The 16,467-nt window shown below is 74.1% G+C and carries 17 protein-coding genes; 6 read left to right on the top strand and 11 right to left on the bottom strand.

Features of this window, described 5'->3' with window-relative positions; genetic code table 11:
* Nucleotides 1–48 precede the first annotated feature (48 nt).
* From PAI11_RS23935 to PAI11_RS05205, 6 genes are all read right to left on the bottom strand, one after another.
* Nucleotides 49–801: a DUF1775 domain-containing protein gene (locus PAI11_RS23935; RefSeq protein ID WP_050897114.1), complete on the bottom strand. Its 753-nt coding sequence runs from the start codon at nucleotides 799–801 to the stop codon at nucleotides 49–51.
* The gene (locus PAI11_RS05185; RefSeq protein ID WP_007571589.1) at nucleotides 798–1,352 is read right to left on the bottom strand and encodes a DUF1775 domain-containing protein; all 555 of its coding nucleotides are present in this window, start codon (nucleotides 1,350–1,352) and stop codon (nucleotides 798–800) included. The genes PAI11_RS23935 and PAI11_RS05185 overlap by 4 nt, the downstream gene beginning before the upstream one ends.
* Nucleotides 1,353–1,392: 40 nt before the next feature.
* Nucleotides 1,393–1,785 carry a hypothetical protein gene (locus PAI11_RS05190; protein ID WP_007571590.1) on the bottom strand — a complete coding sequence of 131 codons (393 nt, stop codon included), beginning with the start codon at nucleotides 1,783–1,785 and terminating at the stop codon, nucleotides 1,393–1,395.
* Between the two features lie 282 nt (nucleotides 1,786–2,067).
* Nucleotides 2,068–2,394, bottom strand: coding sequence for a hypothetical protein (locus PAI11_RS05195; RefSeq protein ID WP_007571591.1), 327 nt, complete (start codon nucleotides 2,392–2,394; stop codon nucleotides 2,068–2,070).
* A gap of 76 nt (nucleotides 2,395–2,470) precedes the next feature.
* Nucleotides 2,471–3,313 carry an SDR family oxidoreductase gene (locus PAI11_RS05200; RefSeq protein ID WP_007571592.1) on the bottom strand — a complete coding sequence of 281 codons (843 nt, stop codon included), beginning with the start codon at nucleotides 3,311–3,313 and terminating at the stop codon, nucleotides 2,471–2,473.
* Nucleotides 3,314–3,397: 84 nt separating this feature from the next.
* A complete protein-coding gene (locus PAI11_RS05205) occupies nucleotides 3,398–4,048 on the bottom strand; it encodes a TetR/AcrR family transcriptional regulator (RefSeq protein ID WP_007571593.1) in 651 nt (216 codons plus the stop codon).
* Nucleotides 4,049–4,118: 70 nt separating this feature from the next.
* Here PAI11_RS05205 and PAI11_RS05210 point away from each other — a divergent pair, with 70 nt between their 5' ends.
* From PAI11_RS05210 to PAI11_RS05220, 3 genes are all read left to right on the top strand, one after another.
* On the top strand, nucleotides 4,119–5,345 hold the full coding sequence (locus tag PAI11_RS05210) for an oxygenase MpaB family protein (protein ID WP_007571594.1): 1,227 nt from the start codon (nucleotides 4,119–4,121) through the stop codon (nucleotides 5,343–5,345).
* A 117-nt stretch (nucleotides 5,346–5,462) separates the two neighbouring features.
* Entirely contained in the window at nucleotides 5,463–7,373 is a 1,911-nt protein-coding gene (locus PAI11_RS05215; protein WP_040598505.1) for an RHS repeat domain-containing protein, read from the top strand.
* Nucleotides 7,374–7,387: 14 nt separating this feature from the next.
* Nucleotides 7,388–7,774: a hypothetical protein gene (locus PAI11_RS05220; protein WP_138974115.1), complete on the top strand. Its 387-nt coding sequence runs from the start codon at nucleotides 7,388–7,390 to the stop codon at nucleotides 7,772–7,774.
* 150 nt (nucleotides 7,775–7,924) lie between these two features.
* Here the strand turns inward: PAI11_RS05220 and PAI11_RS05225 are convergent, their stop codons facing one another.
* Nucleotides 7,925–8,773 (bottom strand): alpha/beta hydrolase, encoded by an 849-nt coding sequence (locus tag PAI11_RS05225; RefSeq protein WP_007571595.1) that lies wholly within the window; start codon nucleotides 8,771–8,773, stop codon nucleotides 7,925–7,927.
* A gap of 217 nt (nucleotides 8,774–8,990) precedes the next feature.
* Between PAI11_RS05225 and PAI11_RS05230 the strand changes: the two genes are divergently transcribed.
* Nucleotides 8,991–9,734, top strand: coding sequence for an acyl-ACP thioesterase domain-containing protein (locus PAI11_RS05230; protein WP_007571598.1), 744 nt, complete (start codon nucleotides 8,991–8,993; stop codon nucleotides 9,732–9,734).
* Nucleotides 9,735–9,930: 196 nt separating this feature from the next.
* On the opposite strand, the gene PAI11_RS25270 is transcribed toward PAI11_RS05230, so the two are convergent.
* The 3 genes from PAI11_RS25270 to PAI11_RS23940 all read right to left on the bottom strand — a co-directional run bounded on the left by PAI11_RS25270 (nucleotide 9,931) and on the right by PAI11_RS23940 (nucleotide 12,835).
* Nucleotides 9,931–10,680, bottom strand: a complete 750-nt coding sequence (locus tag PAI11_RS25270; protein ID WP_007571601.1) for a ribonucleotide-diphosphate reductase subunit beta — start codon at nucleotides 10,678–10,680, stop codon at nucleotides 9,931–9,933.
* Nucleotides 10,677–11,972: an MFS transporter gene (locus PAI11_RS26125; RefSeq protein ID WP_007571603.1), complete on the bottom strand. Its 1,296-nt coding sequence runs from the start codon at nucleotides 11,970–11,972 to the stop codon at nucleotides 10,677–10,679. The genes PAI11_RS25270 and PAI11_RS26125 overlap by 4 nt, the downstream gene beginning before the upstream one ends.
* Nucleotides 11,973–12,226: 254 nt before the next feature.
* Nucleotides 12,227–12,835 carry a TetR/AcrR family transcriptional regulator gene (locus tag PAI11_RS23940; RefSeq protein WP_007571605.1) on the bottom strand — a complete coding sequence of 203 codons (609 nt, stop codon included), beginning with the start codon at nucleotides 12,833–12,835 and terminating at the stop codon, nucleotides 12,227–12,229.
* 105 nt (nucleotides 12,836–12,940) lie between these two features.
* Between PAI11_RS23940 and polX the strand changes: the two genes are divergently transcribed.
* Together polX and PAI11_RS05255 are read left to right on the top strand one after the other, a co-directional pair.
* Entirely contained in the window at nucleotides 12,941–14,671 is a 1,731-nt protein-coding gene (gene polX, locus PAI11_RS05250; protein WP_007571607.1) for a DNA polymerase/3'-5' exonuclease PolX, read from the top strand.
* A 123-nt stretch (nucleotides 14,672–14,794) separates the two neighbouring features.
* Entirely contained in the window at nucleotides 14,795–16,096 is a 1,302-nt protein-coding gene (locus tag PAI11_RS05255) for a lysine N(6)-hydroxylase/L-ornithine N(5)-oxygenase family protein (RefSeq protein WP_007571608.1), read from the top strand.
* A 24-nt stretch (nucleotides 16,097–16,120) separates the two neighbouring features.
* Here PAI11_RS05255 and PAI11_RS26130 read toward each other — a convergent pair whose 3' ends face one another.
* On the bottom strand, nucleotides 16,121–16,342 hold the full coding sequence (locus PAI11_RS26130) for an MbtH family protein (protein WP_007571611.1): 222 nt from the start codon (nucleotides 16,340–16,342) through the stop codon (nucleotides 16,121–16,123).
* Between the last annotated feature and the right edge of the window lie 125 nt (nucleotides 16,343–16,467).

Here is a 16,467-nt window from a genome sequence, read left to right on the forward strand (position 1 = left end):
CGACGGTCGGGCGGCCCGCCGTCGGCCCGCCCACCCCGCCGCCGCGCCTCAGGCCGCCCGGCGCCGCAGCAGCCCGAGGCCCGAGAGGCCGATCGCGACCGCGGCCAGCACGATCGCGACGATCGTCAGGGCGTCGGTGCCGTCGTCGTCCTTCGTCGCGGCAGCCGTCGTCGCGCCGGCGGTCGAGCCGCTCGCCGGCGTCTCGCGTCCGCCGGCGCCGCTCGCGGGGGCGGCCTCGCCGTGGGTGCTGACCACGTCCTGGGGCGTGGCCGACTCCGACAGCGTCACCGTCGGGGCCGGGTTCTCGCTCTCGGCGCTGCCGATCCAGCGGGCGACCTCGCCGTCGGAGTAGTCCTGCAGCGCCTTGAACGCCAGGCCGCCGGTCCGGACGGGGTTGCGGGCGATGAAGTGCAGCTCGGCGTAGCCGCCCGGCGGCACCCGGCCGCCGGTCCAGCGGATCTCGGACGGCTGTCCGCCGCGGCGGACGACCTTCGCCCTCCACCCGGGCGCCGCCTCGACCAGCAGGAAGTCGATCCCCTTCGGCAGCTGCATCCGCACCGCCGTGGTGTCGGCGGACGTCTCCTCGTTGGGGACGATCACGCGGTAGCGCTGCAGGTCGGCCGGCCGCGACGCCGCCGGCTGGATCGTCACGTGGGCCGCGGCGGTCGCGGCGGGCAGCAGGACCGCCGCGGCGAGCGCGGGCGCCAGCAGGCTCCCGCGCCGCGCCGTCCGGCGGCCGCGACCCGCGCGCGGCTCACGGCCCCGACCGGGGCCGCGCGGCGCTGGGGTCGCGGTGCTCACGTCGCCGGCGCGCTGGCGACGACGTCGATCACGGACGCCGGGTGGTCCGAGCCCGGGCCGCCGGCCCAGCGGACGACCTCGGGCCGCTTGCGGCTGCCCTTCCTCGACGTGTAGTACTGGTCGATCCTGAACGTCAGCGCCTGCGGGGTCGCCGGGTTCTGGAACCGGATCGGCCACTCGCCGTAGAAGTGCGGCGCGATCTCGTCACGGGTCGTCCGCGCGGTCCAGGTGATCCGGCTGATGGCGACGACGTCGCCGCCCTCGGCGTCCTTCTGGCCGGTCTTCCTGGTCTTCAGGGAGACCTTCCAGTCGGGCAGCTGGCGGATCGAGATCGACGTCCGGATCGCGGTCGGCACCAGCAGCGAGACCTTGTAGGTCCGCTGGCCGTCGGTCTCGTTGGGGGCGCGCAGGACGTAGGTCCCGCGGGCCGCGGTCAGCGCGGCGCCCTGGGGCTGCAGCGGGCTGACGGTGGCGTGCGCGCCGGCGACGGCCGGCAGCGCGAGGGCGGCCAGCGCGGTGCCGGTGGCCAGGGCGACGGTGATCTTGCTCATCTGGGGTCCTTTGGAAGCGGGGTTCGGGGCGGTCGCGCGCTCAGCTGGCACGGATCGCGAAGCGGGCGCTGAAGCTGCGCCGCTTGCCGGCGCGCGTGTAGCGGCCGGAGACGGTGATCTGGTAGGCGCCGGCGCGGGGGAACGTCAGCCGCGCCGAGCGGCTGCGGGCCTTGCTCGCGACCGTCCTGCCGCTGCTGTCGGTGACGCGGATCCGCGCGCTGGAGAACGAGAACCGCGCCGTGCGCGGGACCTTGACGGCGACGACCTTGACGGTCGCGGGACGGCGGGCGACCGGCTCGTCGTCGGGCAGCACGTGGATCGTGACGACGGCGCCGTTGGACGACGCGGTCTGGTGGGCCTGGGCGGTGCCGGCGAACGCCAGCGCGCCGGTCAGGGCGAGCGCGGCGAGCGTCGCGGGGATCGAGCGGTTCATGGGACCTCCGGGGTCCGTGGTGGGGGTGCGGCGCGCGGGTCCGGCGCGATCGGGCGATCGCGTTCCGGACGCTGCGGCCGTCGGATGCGGCGCGCCGCCCGGCGGGCGGCGCTGCGGTGCTCGGAGCCGGCTCGCGCAGGACCGGGACCCGTCGTCGACGGGCGGTCGCAGGCGAGCCGGTGCCCGGCGGGGTCGTGGGTCGACCGTCGCCGGGCGACGCAGGAGCGCACCGCGGATCCGGGATCCGGCGGTGGTGCCCGATCCCCGGACGGGGCGGGTGCGCTAGAGCGTCGCGGGTGCCGCTGGCGGCGGCCGGACCGCGAGCGCCGAGGCGATCAGGCGACCGCCGCGGGGGACGAGGCCGTGCGGGCGGTCGCGAGCGACCCGCGTCGCGCGGGCCGGACGGACTCGGCGCGCGCGGAAGGCGCGGGCCAGGCGGGCGATCCGCTCCTCGCCGACGTAGTGCCCGCTCAGCAGCAGGGCGAACAGCGCGACGGCTGGTGCCAGCGTCAGCAGCACCGACGCGCTGTCGGGCACGAGCGCCGCGACGACGAGCATGCCGACCGCGACGAGCGCCGCGGTCCCGCGGATGCCGGTACGGATCGACATTCGCACGGAGCCTATCGGGCGCCCGCCGACGGTGGTCTGCGAGCGCCCGCCCGCGAGGGGGGCGGCAAGCGCGGCCTCAGCGGGCGCCGAAGACGGCGAAGACCCGCCGGCTCAGCAGCCGCATCACGACGTCGTAGCCGAACGGGAAGTAGCGCTGGGCCAGGTAGCCGAAGCGGATGTCGGGCGAGGTGAAGACCATCTCGCGGTTGCGCTCGACCCCGCGCAGGATCGCCGCGGCCGCGCGCTCGGGGCTGACGGCGTGGCGCGCGAAGCGGTTGATCTCGCGGTCGACCCGCGGGTTGCTGCGGTCGACGCCGACCAGGTCGACGCTCTGCACCAGCGGGGTCGCGACCGCGCCGGGGCAGACCAGGCTGACGCGGATGCGGTGCTGGCGAAGGTCGAAGCGCAGCACCTCGGAGACCCCGCGGAGCCCGAACTTGCTGGCGCTGTAGGCGGCGTGCAGCGGCAGGCCGAAGAGCCCCGCGGCCGAGGAGACGTTGACCAGGTGGCCGCCGCGGCCGGCCTCGATCATCGGCGGGACGAACGACTCGATCACGTGGATCGGCCCCATCAGGTTGATGTCGACCATCCGCTGCCAGTGCTCGTGGCGGAGGCTGGTGACGGAGCCCCAGGCCGAGACCCCGGCGACGTTCATGACCACGTCGACGCTGCCGTGCTCGGCGTGGACCGCGTCGGCGAACCGCTGGACCGCCTCGTGGTCGGAGATGTCGAGCGCCTCGGCGGCGTGGACCGTCCCGCCGAGCGCGCGGATCTCGTCGACCGTCCGCTGCAGCGCGTCGGCGGCGATGTCGGTCAGCACGAGCGACGCGCCGCGCTCGGCGGCGGCCAGCGCGGTCGCCCGTCCGATGCCGCTCGCGGCACCGGTGATCAGGCAGGTGGTTCCGGAGAGACGGGTCACGAGCGGGACGGTAGCATCCACGAACAATGATGTACACCGATCGGCCGGTCCCCGCGCGAGGGGGGTGACGCGGCCGCGCGCGCCTCAGCCGGCCGCTCGCCGCGCGACCGCGATCCGCTGCGCGGCGTCGCCGATCCCGACCGCCAGCTCGGCGCAGTCGGTCGCCAGCTGCTCGCGGGTCACGCCCAGCGACCCGTCGAGCCAGGCCAGCAGCAGCTCGGCGATCCCGCCGGCCAGCAGCGCGGCGGTGATCCGGACCAGCGACTCGCTCTCGGGCGTCGCCCCGTACTCGGCGCGGCCGTAGCCGGCGATGATCTCGGCCAGCTCGCCCATCGTCGCCATCCGCCGGCGGGTCAGGGCCTCGCTGCCCATCGCCTCGACGAAGACCACGCGCGCGCGGCGGGGATCCTCGGTCAGGGCGTCGAGCATCGCCTCGATCGCGGCCGTCGCCCGCGCTCGCCGGTCGTCCCCGGCGCCGGCGACGGCGGTCGCCAGCGCGGCGGTCGCGTCCTCGACGATCTCGTCGTAGATCGCGACCGCCAGGTCGTCGAGCGAGGGGAAGCTCTCGTAGAAGAAGCGCGGCGTCAGGCCGGCCCGCTGGCAGACCCCGCGGACGGTGGTCTGGGCCCAGCCGTGCTCGCCGAGCAGCTCGAGCCCGGCGTCGAGCAGCTGCCGGCGTCGCGTCGCGCGCCGCTCCTCGGCGGACCTCCCGGCGTAGCTGCGCGTCCCGGCCACCGCTCGATCATCGCAGTCGCGGTAAAGGGGAAACGTCCGTTGCTCGATGGGGTACGATTAGGAAACGCCCATGCTCACTTCCGCTGAAGCGCCCTCGACCGGCCGCCGCCGGTCCGCCGGCCGGCCCGATCCGACAGCTGCCCCGTCGCGCGCCGCGCTGCTCCCGGACGAGGACCTGGCCGCCCGCCTGGCTGCCGGCCGCCACGAGGGCGATCCGCTGGCCGACGCGCTGGTGGCGACCTTCGCCGAGCTGCCGGGCGGCCACGGCTGGCGGCTGCTCGACCAGGCCCTCGACGCCGCGCCGGGCCCGCTGCCGGCCGATGCGCCACCGGCGCTGCGGGCGCTGATCGAGCAGGCCGGCAGCGCGCCGCCGTGGCTGGACCTGGACCTGGTCGACGCGGGCGCGACGAGCTTCTGGCGGGTCGGCGCGCCGGCGCTGTTCGTGTCGCTGCTCTACGGCTCGCTGGCCTTCGGGTACCAGTACGCCGACCTGTCGCGCCCGCTGGTGGCGACCGGGCGGCTGGAGCGGATGGCCTCGCGTCGGATCGGCGAGACCGCCCGCTGGTCGCTCGACGTGACCCGGCCGGGCGGGATGCACCCCGGAGGGGCGGGCTGGAAGAGCTCGATCCGGGTCCGGATCGTCCACGCCCTCGTGCGCGCGCGCCTGACCCGGTCCGACGGCTGGGACCACGAGCAGTGGGGCGTCCCGATCAGCGCCAGCGGCATGATGGCGACCGCGATCGGCGGCTTCCACATCGTGCCGGAGCGGGCCCTGCGCGACATGGGCGCCCGCTGCAACGACGCCGACCGCGAGGCCCGGACCGCGCTCTGGCGCTGGGTCGCCTTCGTGATGGGCGTGCCCGAGGACCTGCTGCCCCAGAACGCCCGCGAGGCCGAGCGCCTGATGGCCACGCTCGAGGGCTTCTTCCCCGGCCCGAGCGAGGACGGCCCGCGCCTGATGCGCGCCCTGACCCACTACGGCCTGCCGCTCGAGGGCGCGATGCCGGCCCCGCTCGTCGGTCCCGCGCGTGCCCTCAGCGCCCCGGTCGTCGCCTCGTTCATCCGCCGCTTCCTCGGCGACGAGATGTCCGACCAGCTCGGCCTCCGGCGATCGCCCCTGCGCCGCCTCTTCCCCCTCACCCGACCGGTCGTCCGCGCCCACGCCGTCCTCCTCGCCCTCGGCGTCCTCGGCGACGAGCGCACCTCCGCCGCCGCCCAGATCCGCGCGATCGAGCGACTGCTGGACCTGGCCGGGGACCCGAAGGCACCGGTGTCGCCGGGGGCGGTGGCGGGGTAGGGGTGGGTGGGGCGCGGGGGCACGCGCATCTCGCGGGCGGGCTGGCGCGGTACGGTTCTGCGCTCAGCAGGATCAGCCGAGGACACGACGGTCGTCGGCCAGTCCGGCATCGGCGACGTGACGACGACCACGCGTGCCGAGAACGGCTACGTCGGTGAGCGTCTGGAGAAGACGCGTCGGTGGGTCGAGACGAAGGTGCCGACCGGCCAGAACGCGATCGGCTCGTCGTCGGGGCAGACCGATTGCTACGGCTACAACACGTTTGGGTCGATGACCGTGACCCGGCGTCAGTCCGAGAAGCGGAAGGGGACGGTGGGGGACCCCAATCCGGCCGCGCCGACACCGGCGACTGCCTGCTCCGGCTCGGAAGGCCAGGCGCTTGGCGCGGTGGAGGTGCAGTACACCTTCGACACGTTCGAGCGGATGGTCGCGGGCCGCGAGCGCACGCACGAGGATGCCGACGAAGCGGACACGGACAAGGTCCTGAAGCCGACCCAGGCCTACTGCTACGACGCCTTGGATCGCCGTGATCGGCGGTTGGAGAACCTGCCGTCGGGCAGCGACCCGGGCGAGGATCCGGACCCGATCGAGCAGCTGCGGCGGGCTCGGTCAGCGTGCACCGCGAGCGATCTCCCGTCGACGGTCAAGCCGTTCGACTACAGCTACCTGGGGCAGACGGAGCAGTTGACGCGGGAGAATCGCGACGGGAACGTTCAGAACTACGAGTACGCAGCGAACGGCGAGCGGCTCGGACGTCTGCGGACGCCGAAGGACGCACCGAACGACGATGTCTGGCGGGCCTACGAGACCGACGCGGTCGGGTCGGTCGTCGGATTGGAGGCTCCAAGCGACGGTCGGGTCGACGAAGACAACGAGTACCGGACGGACCCGTTCGGCGATCCGGTGGCCAGGGAGGGCCTCCTAGACGAGGGCGCGCAGGAGAACCCGTTCCGGTTCCAGGGCTTCTACAAGGACCAGGACACCGGGACCTACGACATGCAGGCTCGGTCCTACCGGACCGACATCGGCCAGTTCCTGCAACAGGACCGGTTCATGGACCCGCAAGCGGATCTGCAGTTGGCCGCGGATCCGCTGACGTCGGCCAGGTACTCGTTCACCGCGGGCAACCCGGCAACCAGGGCCGAGTACGACGGGCACCTGCCGTGCAGGAGGGCGCTCGTGATGGGGAACGCCGACTGCGCGAAGGTCAATAAGGCCGTGGCGGACGCTGAGCGGGAGTGCGGGCAGCGGTGCGGGCGCGCTATGGCGGACGCGCTCTACAACCAGTCCAAGGCGCGCCCGTTGAGCGATATGGGCAAGCCCTACGCGCCGCCGAAGATCGCCAAGGCGCTCTTCGGTCCGGTGGCGCGCAGCCTGGCAGGCGTTCCGCAGAAGCCATCGTGGCTGGACCGCGGCTTGAACGTCGTGAAGACGATCACGGGGAAGGCCTACGGGCAGACTGGCCGCTTCTTTGGGTGCGTGTCGGAGCGGCTGGCGATGAAGCCGTGCGACACCGGCGACGCGATCGAGGCGCGGGAGAAGCTGGGCGAGCAGATTCCGGGGATGGCGGGTGCCGCGCTCGATCCGCGGTGTGGCGGCCCGATCGACTGCGCGATGAGCATCCTCCCGCTGCGGTTCGTACGGGGTGGGAAGCGCTTTCTGGAGGCGGCTGAGGACGCGAAGAAGGCGGCCGGTAAGGGCGCAGAGACTTCAAGCGCGCTCAGGAAGGCGAACGCTGGTGCGTTCGAGGCTGCAGATCGCATCCGAGAGTGGACGCCAAAGAGCTACCATCTGGCCGGCGCGACGGGGAGACGGGCGAAGTTCGCTGAAGGCGTTGACCCTCGGGTTGAGGTGGCCGCAGCACTGCGAAGCGATAGCGGGCAATTTCTGTCGAATGAACAGATTCCCGGATCGTTCCGATATGTCGGTGATGCCGGTCGGGTGATCGGTACTCGAGGGGAGACGAAGATGCGGATCATCGTCGTTGACGGTCGCGTTGCCAACGCCTTCCCAGTCAGGACGCGATGAGAGAGGGCTTTCAGATGGTGCTGTCGGATCCCCTCGCTGAGGTCGATCGGGAGACAGCTGCCGATCTCCTGTGCGGCGTGACCGCGACGCTCGAGATCTCGCGCGGTGACACAACCTGGCGGGATGAGCATTTCCCCGTGCTCGAACTCGCGCTCGCCCTCGTTCGCTCAACGGAGCCTGAGTCTCTCCGATTTCGGTCGATGTGCCTTGAAGAAGACCCCGCGTTCGCCGTGGTTCCAGGGCCGGGATTTGTCAATGTGATCACGTACGACCGCATGAGCTTTCAGGTCCCGGTCGATGAGTTCCGACGCGCACGCGGCGCATTCATTGAGCAAGTGGATCGCGTTCTCCAAGCGATGTTTGGCTGGACGATCAGCGATATCGACAGGTCGACGCGGTGACGCACTCCGCGGGTCGGAGATCCAGAAGCTCGGCGGCTTCTACGTCGCCGATCTACGTGCCGGGGCCGTGGTGGAGGGCTGCGGACCGGTCCATGGCCAACGGAGTCCGATTGGGCGGTCTGCTCGTGCCAAGTTCCCCGCGCACCGCGCCTACCCCACCACCCGCCCCAACCACTCCACCTGATCCCCCGCGATCCGCTCCGCGTCCGCTCCGACGAACGGCTCGAAGTGGTCGACGTCGTAGCGGTGCAGCTCGCCCTGCGGCGCCCGTTGCGCCAGGCGCTCGACGGCGCGGTTCGAGACGCTGACGTCGCGCTCGCCGAGGCCGACCCAGAGCGGGATCCGGATCTTGGCGGCGTGGCGGACGGGGCGGTGGGTGGCGACGGTGAGGAAGACGCCGGGCGAGATCTGGTTGCGCCAGGGCGATCCCTCGGGAACGGCTCGGCGGAAGCCCTGGGCCTCACCGGGCAGGTTCATCGCCGCGTGCTCGTGGGGCTCGCCCGTCACCGGCACGAGGACGTGTCGCCCGGCTCGGTCGGCGATCGCGCGGGGCAGGATCCAGGCCACGTCGCGGACGCTGCTGGACCGCACGCGCGCCAGCCCGTCGAGGAACGGGCACAGCACCATCGCCGCGGCCAGCTCCGGCTCGCTCACCGCCAGCGTCGCGACGTGCCCGCCGGAGAACGAGAAGCCCCACAGCGCCACCCGCTCGCTCGAGCCCCGCGCATGGGCGATCGCCGCGCGCCAGTCGGCCAGCTGCTCGCTCGTCCGGAACCGCTGGCGCCGCTCGCCGCCCGAGTCCCCGAGGTGCCGGTGATCGAAGGCCAGCACGTCGTGGCCGGCGGCGGCGAAGGCCTCCGCGTAGCCGTCCAGCCCGTCGTGGCGGGTCAGCGAGAACCCGTGCGCCATCACGACGCACGCCCCCGATCGCCGCGACCCGCGGCCCGGGTACCTCCACGCCGCCAGCTCGCCGATCCGCAGCTCCTCGCGCTCGCCCATGGCCGATCCTGGCCGCCGCGGCCGGCTCGCCGCCGGTGGCCGGGCCACAGATCAGCCGTTCGGACGGCTCGTCCGACCACAGTTCGGGCGTCTGCATTCCCGCGTCCTGCCACCCCGACGCGCCGCCGCTGCCGCCAAGAACCCCCCGCCCGGGCGGTGGGTCCTTCGTCCGCGCCCGTCCCCGCGCCACCCCGCCGCGTCTACCGTCACCGGGACGATGCACGTCCTGCCCGACGACGCCCTCGTCCCCTTCCCGACCGTCGGGCGCGTCTACCAGCAGGCCCTGCGCGTGACCCACGGCGACGTCACGCCGCTCGGCCGCTCGCGGCTCGACGCGATCGCCTCGTGGCTGCAGCACCTGGCCTTCTGCGACGTCGTCGACGCCGGCGTCGCCCACCAGGCCGCCTGGATCGCCCGCCGGACCCGGATCCGGATCGACCGCTTCCCGCGCTTCGGCGAGACGCTCGAGCTGCGAACCGCCTGCTCCGGCGCCTCCGGGCTCTCCGCCGAGTGGCGCACGGCGATCCGCGGCGAGCACGGCGCCGCCGTCGAGGCCGCCACGCTCTGGGTCTCCGTCGACCCCGAGACCTGGCGCCCGCGCCCCAACCCCGACGAGATGCGCGCGGTCTTCGGCCCCTCGACCGAGGGCCGTCGCGTCCGCGTCCGCCTGACCCACCCGCCGGCCCCGGACGACGCTCCCGTCGCCGATTGGCACTTCCGGACCGCCGACCTGGACATCGCCGGCCACGTCAACAACGCCGCCTACTGGCAGGCCGCCGAGGAGCGGCTGCGCGACCTGCACCCCGACGCGGTCGTCGAGGCCGAGATCGAGCACCACGGGGCCGCCGGCGCCGGCCCCGCGACCATCCGCCGCGCCGGCGACCGGACCTGGATCGACGACGCCGACGGGCAGCTCTGCTCGTCGTTCCTGATCCGGGTGCTGGCGCAGCCGGCGGGCTGACCGAGCCATCCGGCTCGGCGTCGGCGCCCGGCCGTATGTGACGTTCCGGTCGCTGAGGGGCCGGAGCGTGGCACGTGATCGCGGAGCAGCCGCGGCGGTCAGGGCGTGGTGGAACGGATCGGTCGCTGAGCGACCACGACGTCACATCGGGCCACGTCGCCACGTCGCCTGCGCCCGCCACGGCACCGCGACGGCGCTACGCCAGCCCGACGGTCCGCAGCCGCCGGCCCAGCGCGGCGATGACGTCGTCGCGCAGCGCGGGATCGACCAGATCGCCCCAGCCGGCGACGGCGGCCGGCGCCTCGTCGGCCAGCCGCCGCGCGACGGCCGGGCCGTCGGGGCGGTCGACCAGGATCCGCATCCCGAGCGAGACGTGCCAGCGCTCGTCGCGCTGGATCCGCTCGACGATCTCGGTCAGGCCCGGCAGCGCGTGGTCGGTCGCCAGGTCGACCAGCGCGTGCTGGCCGGCCAGGAAGATCACCCCTTCGAGCAGCCCGTGGTAGAGCGCGACGGCCGTCCCGAGGCCCGGTCCGTCCTGATCGCCGACCGTGGCCGCGATCGCCGGCAGCCGCTCGTGGAAGAGCGCCACGAAGCCGGGATCGAGCAGCTCTCGCGGATCCTGCCCCGGCGTCGCGAACGCGGCCCAGAGCCGCTCGATCGCCCGCGCGTGCCGCTCCTCCTCGCCGTGCTGCGCGCGCAGCACGGCGGCCAGCCGCGGATCCTCGGCGGCCAAGGCGAACGGGGCCAGGTGCTCGGCGACCGCCTGCTCGCCGACCAGGAACCCGGCCAGCAGCCCGAGCAGCCGCCGTCGCGGCCGCGAGCCCAGCGACGGCCAGCGGAGCAGGTCCTGGTGCAGGTCGATCGCGTCCGGGTCCCAGCTGCCGCGGGCCGAGATCCCGAGCAGGTGCTCGTAGTCGGGAAGCCGGGTGCGGGCGACGGTGCTCACGCGATCGATTGTCCCGCGCCGGCGCGAACGGTGACGCGCGCCGCCTGTGGCGTTTCGGTCGCGGCCGGCGCCCGCAAGGTCCCGGCCGCGCCCCACACGACCGCCGCGGCGATCGCGGTGGTCACGGCCGCCAGCGCGAAGGCCGAGGGGACCGACACGGTCGTGATCAGGACGCCGCCGAGCGCCGAGCCGAGCGCGGCGCCGCCGAAGATCCCGCTGCCGAGCCAGGTGTAGGCCTCGGTCGTCGTCCCCTTGGCGGCCAGCTCGCCGGTCAGCCCGTAGATCACCGCGAACAGCGGGGCCACGGCGGCGCCGGCCAGCACCAGCGCGCCGCCCAGCGCCCACAGGTTCGGGGCCGCGGCGGCCAGCAGGGCGTGTCCGACGGCGGACGCGGCCAGCAGCAGGGTCAGCGCCCGGATCGGTCGCGGCCACGCGCCGCGGGCGGCCGTCAGCAGGCCGGCGGTCAGGCTGCCGATGCAGTAGGCGGCCAGCAGCGGGCCGACCGCGCCGGCGTGCTCGGCGTGCTCGGCGGCCGCGGTGATCGACACCTCGGCGGCGCCGAAGGTCGCGCCGACGCCGACGCCGACGGCCAGCAGGGTCCGGATCGCGGTCGAGCGGAGCGCGCCGCCGCGGCTCTCCCCGTTGCGCAGGGCCGGCATCGTCCGCGACTCGCGCGAGCCGGCGAAGGCGAGCGTCGCCAGCAGCAGCGCCGCACCGCTGGCGATCAGGCCGAGCGCCGGGTCGTGGGCGGCGATCAGGCTGACGAAGACCAGCGGCCCGATCATGAACGACAGCTCCTGCAGCGACGCCTCGACGGCGAGCGCGGCGTGACGGGTGTCGGCGTCGGGCAGCATCCGCCGGAAGAGCGTCCGCAGGCAGGCGGCGACCGGGGGCTGGGCGGCGCCGGCGACCACGGCCAGCGGCAGCAGCGCGAGCGGCGAGGTGCCGTCCGGGACCAGCCCGGCCAGGACCATCGCGGTCGCGGCCACCAGCACGCTGGCGGTCAGCACCAGGCTCTGCCCGCGCCGGTCGATCGCGCGGCCGAGCAGCGGCGCGCCGGCGGCCAGGCCGAGCGCGCCGGCCGCGGCCACCGCGCCGCCGAGCGCGTAGCTGCCGCCCAGGTCCCGCACCCGCAGGATGAAGAGCAGGCCGAGCACGGCCTCTGGCGCGCGGGCGACGAGCGACAGCACGAGCAGCCGACCGACCCCGGGCGCCCGCACGGCGGCGGCGACCGGAGAGGTCGGGGTCGGGCGGGTGGCGCCAGGGTGGGGGGACAGCAGCAGGTCGGACATGGTCGGCCGCCGGAGCGGGCGCGCGGAGGATCCGCGGGCCAGGGCGGCCCTCGATAGTGATGATCGTATCATCACTTAATGTGCGAATCGTCCGGAGCGAGGACTCGCTCACCCGTCCACCGGTCGGGTTCGATTCCGGCTGACGGCGCCGGCCATCCCGGTCCCGTCCCACTCGCTCTCTCGGTCGGTCCGACCCCGACCGACCCGCAGGCCACCGCCGTCGGCGCCGCGTCGCCGGCCCCCGGGCGTGAGAGCTAGGCCGCCGGCCCCAGCATCGCCGCGACCGCGTCGTCGACCACGCTGCCGGCGCGGGCCCGATCGATCAGGCTCGAGCGCAGCGACGGCGCCAGCCCGTCGACGACGGTGATCAGGAACAGCGCGACCCGCTCGGGGTCGACGTCGCGGGCGACGCTGCCGTCCTGCTGGCCGGCCTCGATCAGCCCGGCCAGGTGGCGGATCCAGGCCGCCTGACGGGTCCGGACCGCCTCGTGGATCGCGGTCGAGAAGGTCGCGTGCGTCCACACCTGATGCCACAGCTCGAGCCCGTCGTCGGGCTCGGCGTCGGCGCTGACGCAGCCGTGGAGGAACGCGACGACCCGCGCGTGGCCGTTGGCGGAGGCGTCCTCCTCGACGATCAGCGTCTGCAGCGAGCGCTCGTCGGCGCGCACGAACGCCTCGAGGATCAGCTCCTCGCGCGAGCGGAAATGGGTCGAGACCAGCGGCTGCGAGACGCCGGCCTCGTCCGCCACGTCGCGGATCCGGAAGGCGTGGAGGCCCTGGGCGACGATCACGCGCGCGGCAGCGTCGAGGATCTCGGCCCGTCGCTCGGCGAAGGTCAGGCGGGTGCGGGGTGCCCCGGACATCGACCCCAGTATCCCAGCCCGGGCCGCCGACGACCCCTCCCGGTGGCGCAAAGCCGCGCATCGCGCCCGAGCGGCCGGGAGCAGCCGCTAGCCTCGACCCCAGCCATGGCCGCCGCGAAGGACCCCTCGAACGCCGCGATCGCCGAGCTGCTGGACGAGCTCGGCGACCTCTACGAGCTGGAGGGCGCGGTGGTCCACCGGGTGCTCGCCTACCGCAACGCGGCCAAGGCGATCCGCGACGCCCCGCGCTCGGTGGCGGCGATGACCCGCGAGGGCCGGGTGACCGAGCTGCCGGGCGTCGGCAAGACGCTCGAGGAGAAGCTGACGGCGCTGGTCGAGACCGGCGAGATCCCGGCGCTCGAGAAGCTGCGGTCTCGCGTTCCCGCCGGCCTGGTCGTGATCACCCGCCTGCCGGGACTCGGTCCGAAGCGCGCCCGCAAGCTCCACGACGCGCTCGGCGTCGACGGTCCGCAGGCGCTGCGGGCGGCGATCGAGCAGCACCGGGTCCGCGACCTGGCCGGCTTCGGGGCCAAGAGCGAGGAGCGGCTGCTGGCGGCGCTCGACGCGGCCGGCGACGCGGTCGACGGGCCCAAGCGCGAGATCCTCTCGCGCGCGCTGGCGGTCGGCGAGGCGCTGGTCGCCGAGCTGCGCGCCCACCCGTCGAGCGACCGCGTCGAGCTGGCGGGGTCGGCACGGCGCTGGGCCGACAGCGTCAAGGACCTCGACATCATCGCCACCGCCGACGACCCGCAGGCGCTGATCGACGCCTTCGCCGCGTCCGACCTGATCGCCGAGATCTCGCGGTCGGGCGTCGCCGGCGCCCACGCGATCGCCCAGTCGGGGATCGCCATCGACCTGCGGGTCGTCGCTCCCGACCAGTTCGGCAACCTGCTCCAGCACTTCACCGGCTCGAAGGCCCACAACGTCGCGATCCGCGAGGCCGCCGTCCGCCGCGGGCTGCACGTGTCCGAGTACGGGATCCTCGACGACGAGACCGGCCAGAGCGAGCGGTTCGCGACCGAGGAGGAGGTCTACGCCCGCCTCGGCCTGCCGTGGATCCCGCCGGAGCTGCGCGAGGATCGCGGCGAGCTGCAGCTGACCGAGGTCCCGCCGCTGATCGAGCAGGCCGACCTGCGCGGCGACCTGCACATGCACACCACCGCCAGCGACGGCCGCGCGAGCGTGCGCGAGATGGCGCAGGCGGCGCGGGCGCTGGGCCTGGACTACGTGGCGATCACCGACCACTCGGCGTCGCACGGGTTCGGCGACGCCGTCTCGCCCGACCGCCTGCGGGAGCTGATCGCCGAGGTCCGCGCGGTCGACGACGAGCTGGACGGGATCACGGTCCTGGCGGGGAGCGAGGTCAACATCGGCGTCGACGGGTCGCTCGACTACGACGACGAGCTGCTGGCCGAGCTGGACTGGATCGTCGCGTCGGTCCACACCGCCTTCACCAGCGACCCGACCGCCCGGATCGTCGCCGCCTGCGAGCACCCGCTGGTCGACGTGATCGGCCATCCGACCGGCCGCAAGCTGGAGGAGCGGTTCGCCTACGACCTCGATGTCGACGCGGCGATCGCCGCCGCGCTGCGGACCGGGACCTTCCTGGAGATCAACGGCTCGCCCCGCCGCCGCGACCTCGACGACGTCCATGCGCGCGCGGCGCGCGACGCCGGCGTGCTGCTGACGATCGACTCCGACGCCCACGGCCCCGAGGCCCTGGCCAACACCCGCTGGGGGGTCGCGACCGCCCGCCGAGCCTGGCTGTCGGCGGCCGACGTCGCCAACACGCGGCCGTGGGAGGAGCTGCGGAAGCTGCGCAAGGGCGCCCGCTGACGGCGCGGTGCGAGGGCATCGGTAGGGCTCCCTTCTTAGGCTGTCCTAACGCCGACCTGTACACTCGGAGATCGCGTTCGGTCCCGTCCGCAGCAACGACCTCGACTCCGAGAGGGAAGCGCCTTGAGCCACGACTCCGCCCTGCCCGTCCACGACATCGTCGGCATCGGGTTCGGGCCGTCGAACCTCGCCCTCGGGATCGCGATCGAGGAGCGCAACCGCTCCGCCGCGCCCGGCGACGAGCTGGACGCCGTCTTCCTGGAGCGCCAGCCGCGGTTCGGCTGGCACCGGGGGATGCTGATCGACGACGCCACGATGCAGGTGTCGTTCCTCAAGGACCTGGTGACGATGCGCCAGCCGGCGAGCGACTTCTCGTTCCTCGCCCACCTGCAGGCGGCCGGCCGGCTGGTCGACTTCATCAACCACAAGACGATCTTCCCGACGCGGATCGAGTTCCACGGCTACCTCGAGTGGGTCGCGGGGCGGCTCGACCACCTGGCGGTCTACGACGCGCGGGTCGAGGAGGTTCGCCCGGTCCTCGACGGCGACGGCCGGATCGCCGCGCTCGACGTGGTCGCGCACCACGGCGACGGCGCGACCAGCGTTCGCCGCGCCCGCAACGTCGTGATCGCGCTCGGCCTGCAGCCGCGGATCCCGTCCGGCGCCGCGCTCGGCGAGCGGGTCTGGCACAACTCGCGGCTGGTCCCCGGGGTCGCGGGCTGGTCGGGAGCGGCGCCGGAGCGCTGCGTCGTCGTCGGCGCGGGCCAGAGCGCCGCCGAGACCGCCGAGTACCTGCACCGCAGCTTCCCCGAGTCCGAGGTCCACGCGGTCTTCGCCCGCTACGGCTACAGCACCTCCGACGACACCTCGTTCGCCAACCGGATCTTCGATCCCGAGGCGGTCGACAGCTACTACGTGGCGTCGGACGAGGTCAAGACGATGCTGCGCGGCTACCACGGCAACACCAACTACTCGGTCGTCGATCCCGACCTGATCGAGGAGCTCTACCGCCGGGTCTACCGCGAGAAGATCGACGGCCGCCAGCGGCTCCACATGCAGAACATGACCCGCGTCGACGAGGTCCGCCAGGACGGCGACCGGGTCGCGGTCGCGGTCGAGCACCTGCCGAGCGGCGAGCGACGACGGATCGACGCCGACCTGCTCGTCTACGCCACCGGCTACCGGCCCGCCAGCCCGGACCAGCTGCTCGGCGGCCTTGGCGAGCACACCCCCGACGGCGGCCTGGCGATCGGCCGCGACTACCGCGTCGCGACGGCCGAGCCGAGCGACTGCGGGATCTACGTCCAGGGCGCGACCGAGCGCACGCACGGGATCAGCTCGACGCTGCTGTCGAACACGGCGGTCCGGGCGGGCGAGATCCTCGGATCGATCGCGTCGCGGGTGCCGGCGCGGGCGGCCGCCTGAGCGGCCTGCCGCGCCGGCCCGGCTTCAGGACGCGGACGCGCGCTCGATCGCCGCGGCCAGGCTGCGCGGGCGCATGTCGGTCCACTCGGCCTCGACGTGCGCCAGCGCCTGCTCGCGCGGGACGCCCCGCAGGGCGACCGTCCAGCCGTCCGGGACGGCGGCGAAGGTCGGCCACAGCGAGTGCTGGCCCTCGGCGTTGATGAGCACGGAGAAGGTGCCGTCGGCGTCGTCGAACGGGTTGGTCATGCGGGGGCTCCTGGCGTCTCGGGCGGCCGGCTCCCGCGGCGAGCTCGTCGAGCGGCGGGAGCCTGGCGGGGCACTGGTCTCGGCAAGCCTACGTCATCCAGACTTCCTCGGGCGGAATTGCTTAG

The organism is Patulibacter medicamentivorans, assembly GCF_000240225.1.
Classification (GTDB): domain Bacteria; phylum Actinomycetota; class Thermoleophilia; order Solirubrobacterales; family Solirubrobacteraceae; genus Patulibacter; species Patulibacter medicamentivorans.

Bases quoted from the DNA above. Each gene is read 5' to 3' on its own strand.
- PAI11_RS26125 (WP_007571603.1), bottom strand. From the start codon at position 11,972: ATGTCCGACCTGCTGCTGTCCCCCCACCCTGGCGCCACCCGCCCGACC.
- PAI11_RS05195 (WP_007571591.1), bottom strand. From the start codon at position 2,394: ATGTCGATCCGTACCGGCATCCGCGGGACCGCGGCGCTCGTCGCGGTC.
- PAI11_RS05220 (WP_138974115.1), top strand. From the start codon at position 7,388: ATGGTGCTGTCGGATCCCCTCGCTGAGGTCGATCGGGAGACAGCTGCC.
- PAI11_RS05210 (WP_007571594.1), top strand. From the start codon at position 4,119: ATGCTCACTTCCGCTGAAGCGCCCTCGACCGGCCGCCGCCGGTCCGCC.
- PAI11_RS05230 (WP_007571598.1), top strand. From the start codon at position 8,991: ATGCACGTCCTGCCCGACGACGCCCTCGTCCCCTTCCCGACCGTCGGG.
- PAI11_RS05185 (WP_007571589.1), bottom strand. From the start codon at position 1,352: ATGAGCAAGATCACCGTCGCCCTGGCCACCGGCACCGCGCTGGCCGCC.
- PAI11_RS05190 (WP_007571590.1), bottom strand. From the start codon at position 1,785: ATGAACCGCTCGATCCCCGCGACGCTCGCCGCGCTCGCCCTGACCGGC.
- polX (WP_007571607.1), top strand. From the start codon at position 12,941: ATGGCCGCCGCGAAGGACCCCTCGAACGCCGCGATCGCCGAGCTGCTG.
- PAI11_RS05225 (WP_007571595.1), bottom strand. From the start codon at position 8,773: ATGGGCGAGCGCGAGGAGCTGCGGATCGGCGAGCTGGCGGCGTGGAGG.
- PAI11_RS23940 (WP_007571605.1), bottom strand. From the start codon at position 12,835: ATGTCCGGGGCACCCCGCACCCGCCTGACCTTCGCCGAGCGACGGGCC.
- PAI11_RS26130 (WP_007571611.1), bottom strand. From the start codon at position 16,342: ATGACCAACCCGTTCGACGACGCCGACGGCACCTTCTCCGTGCTCATC.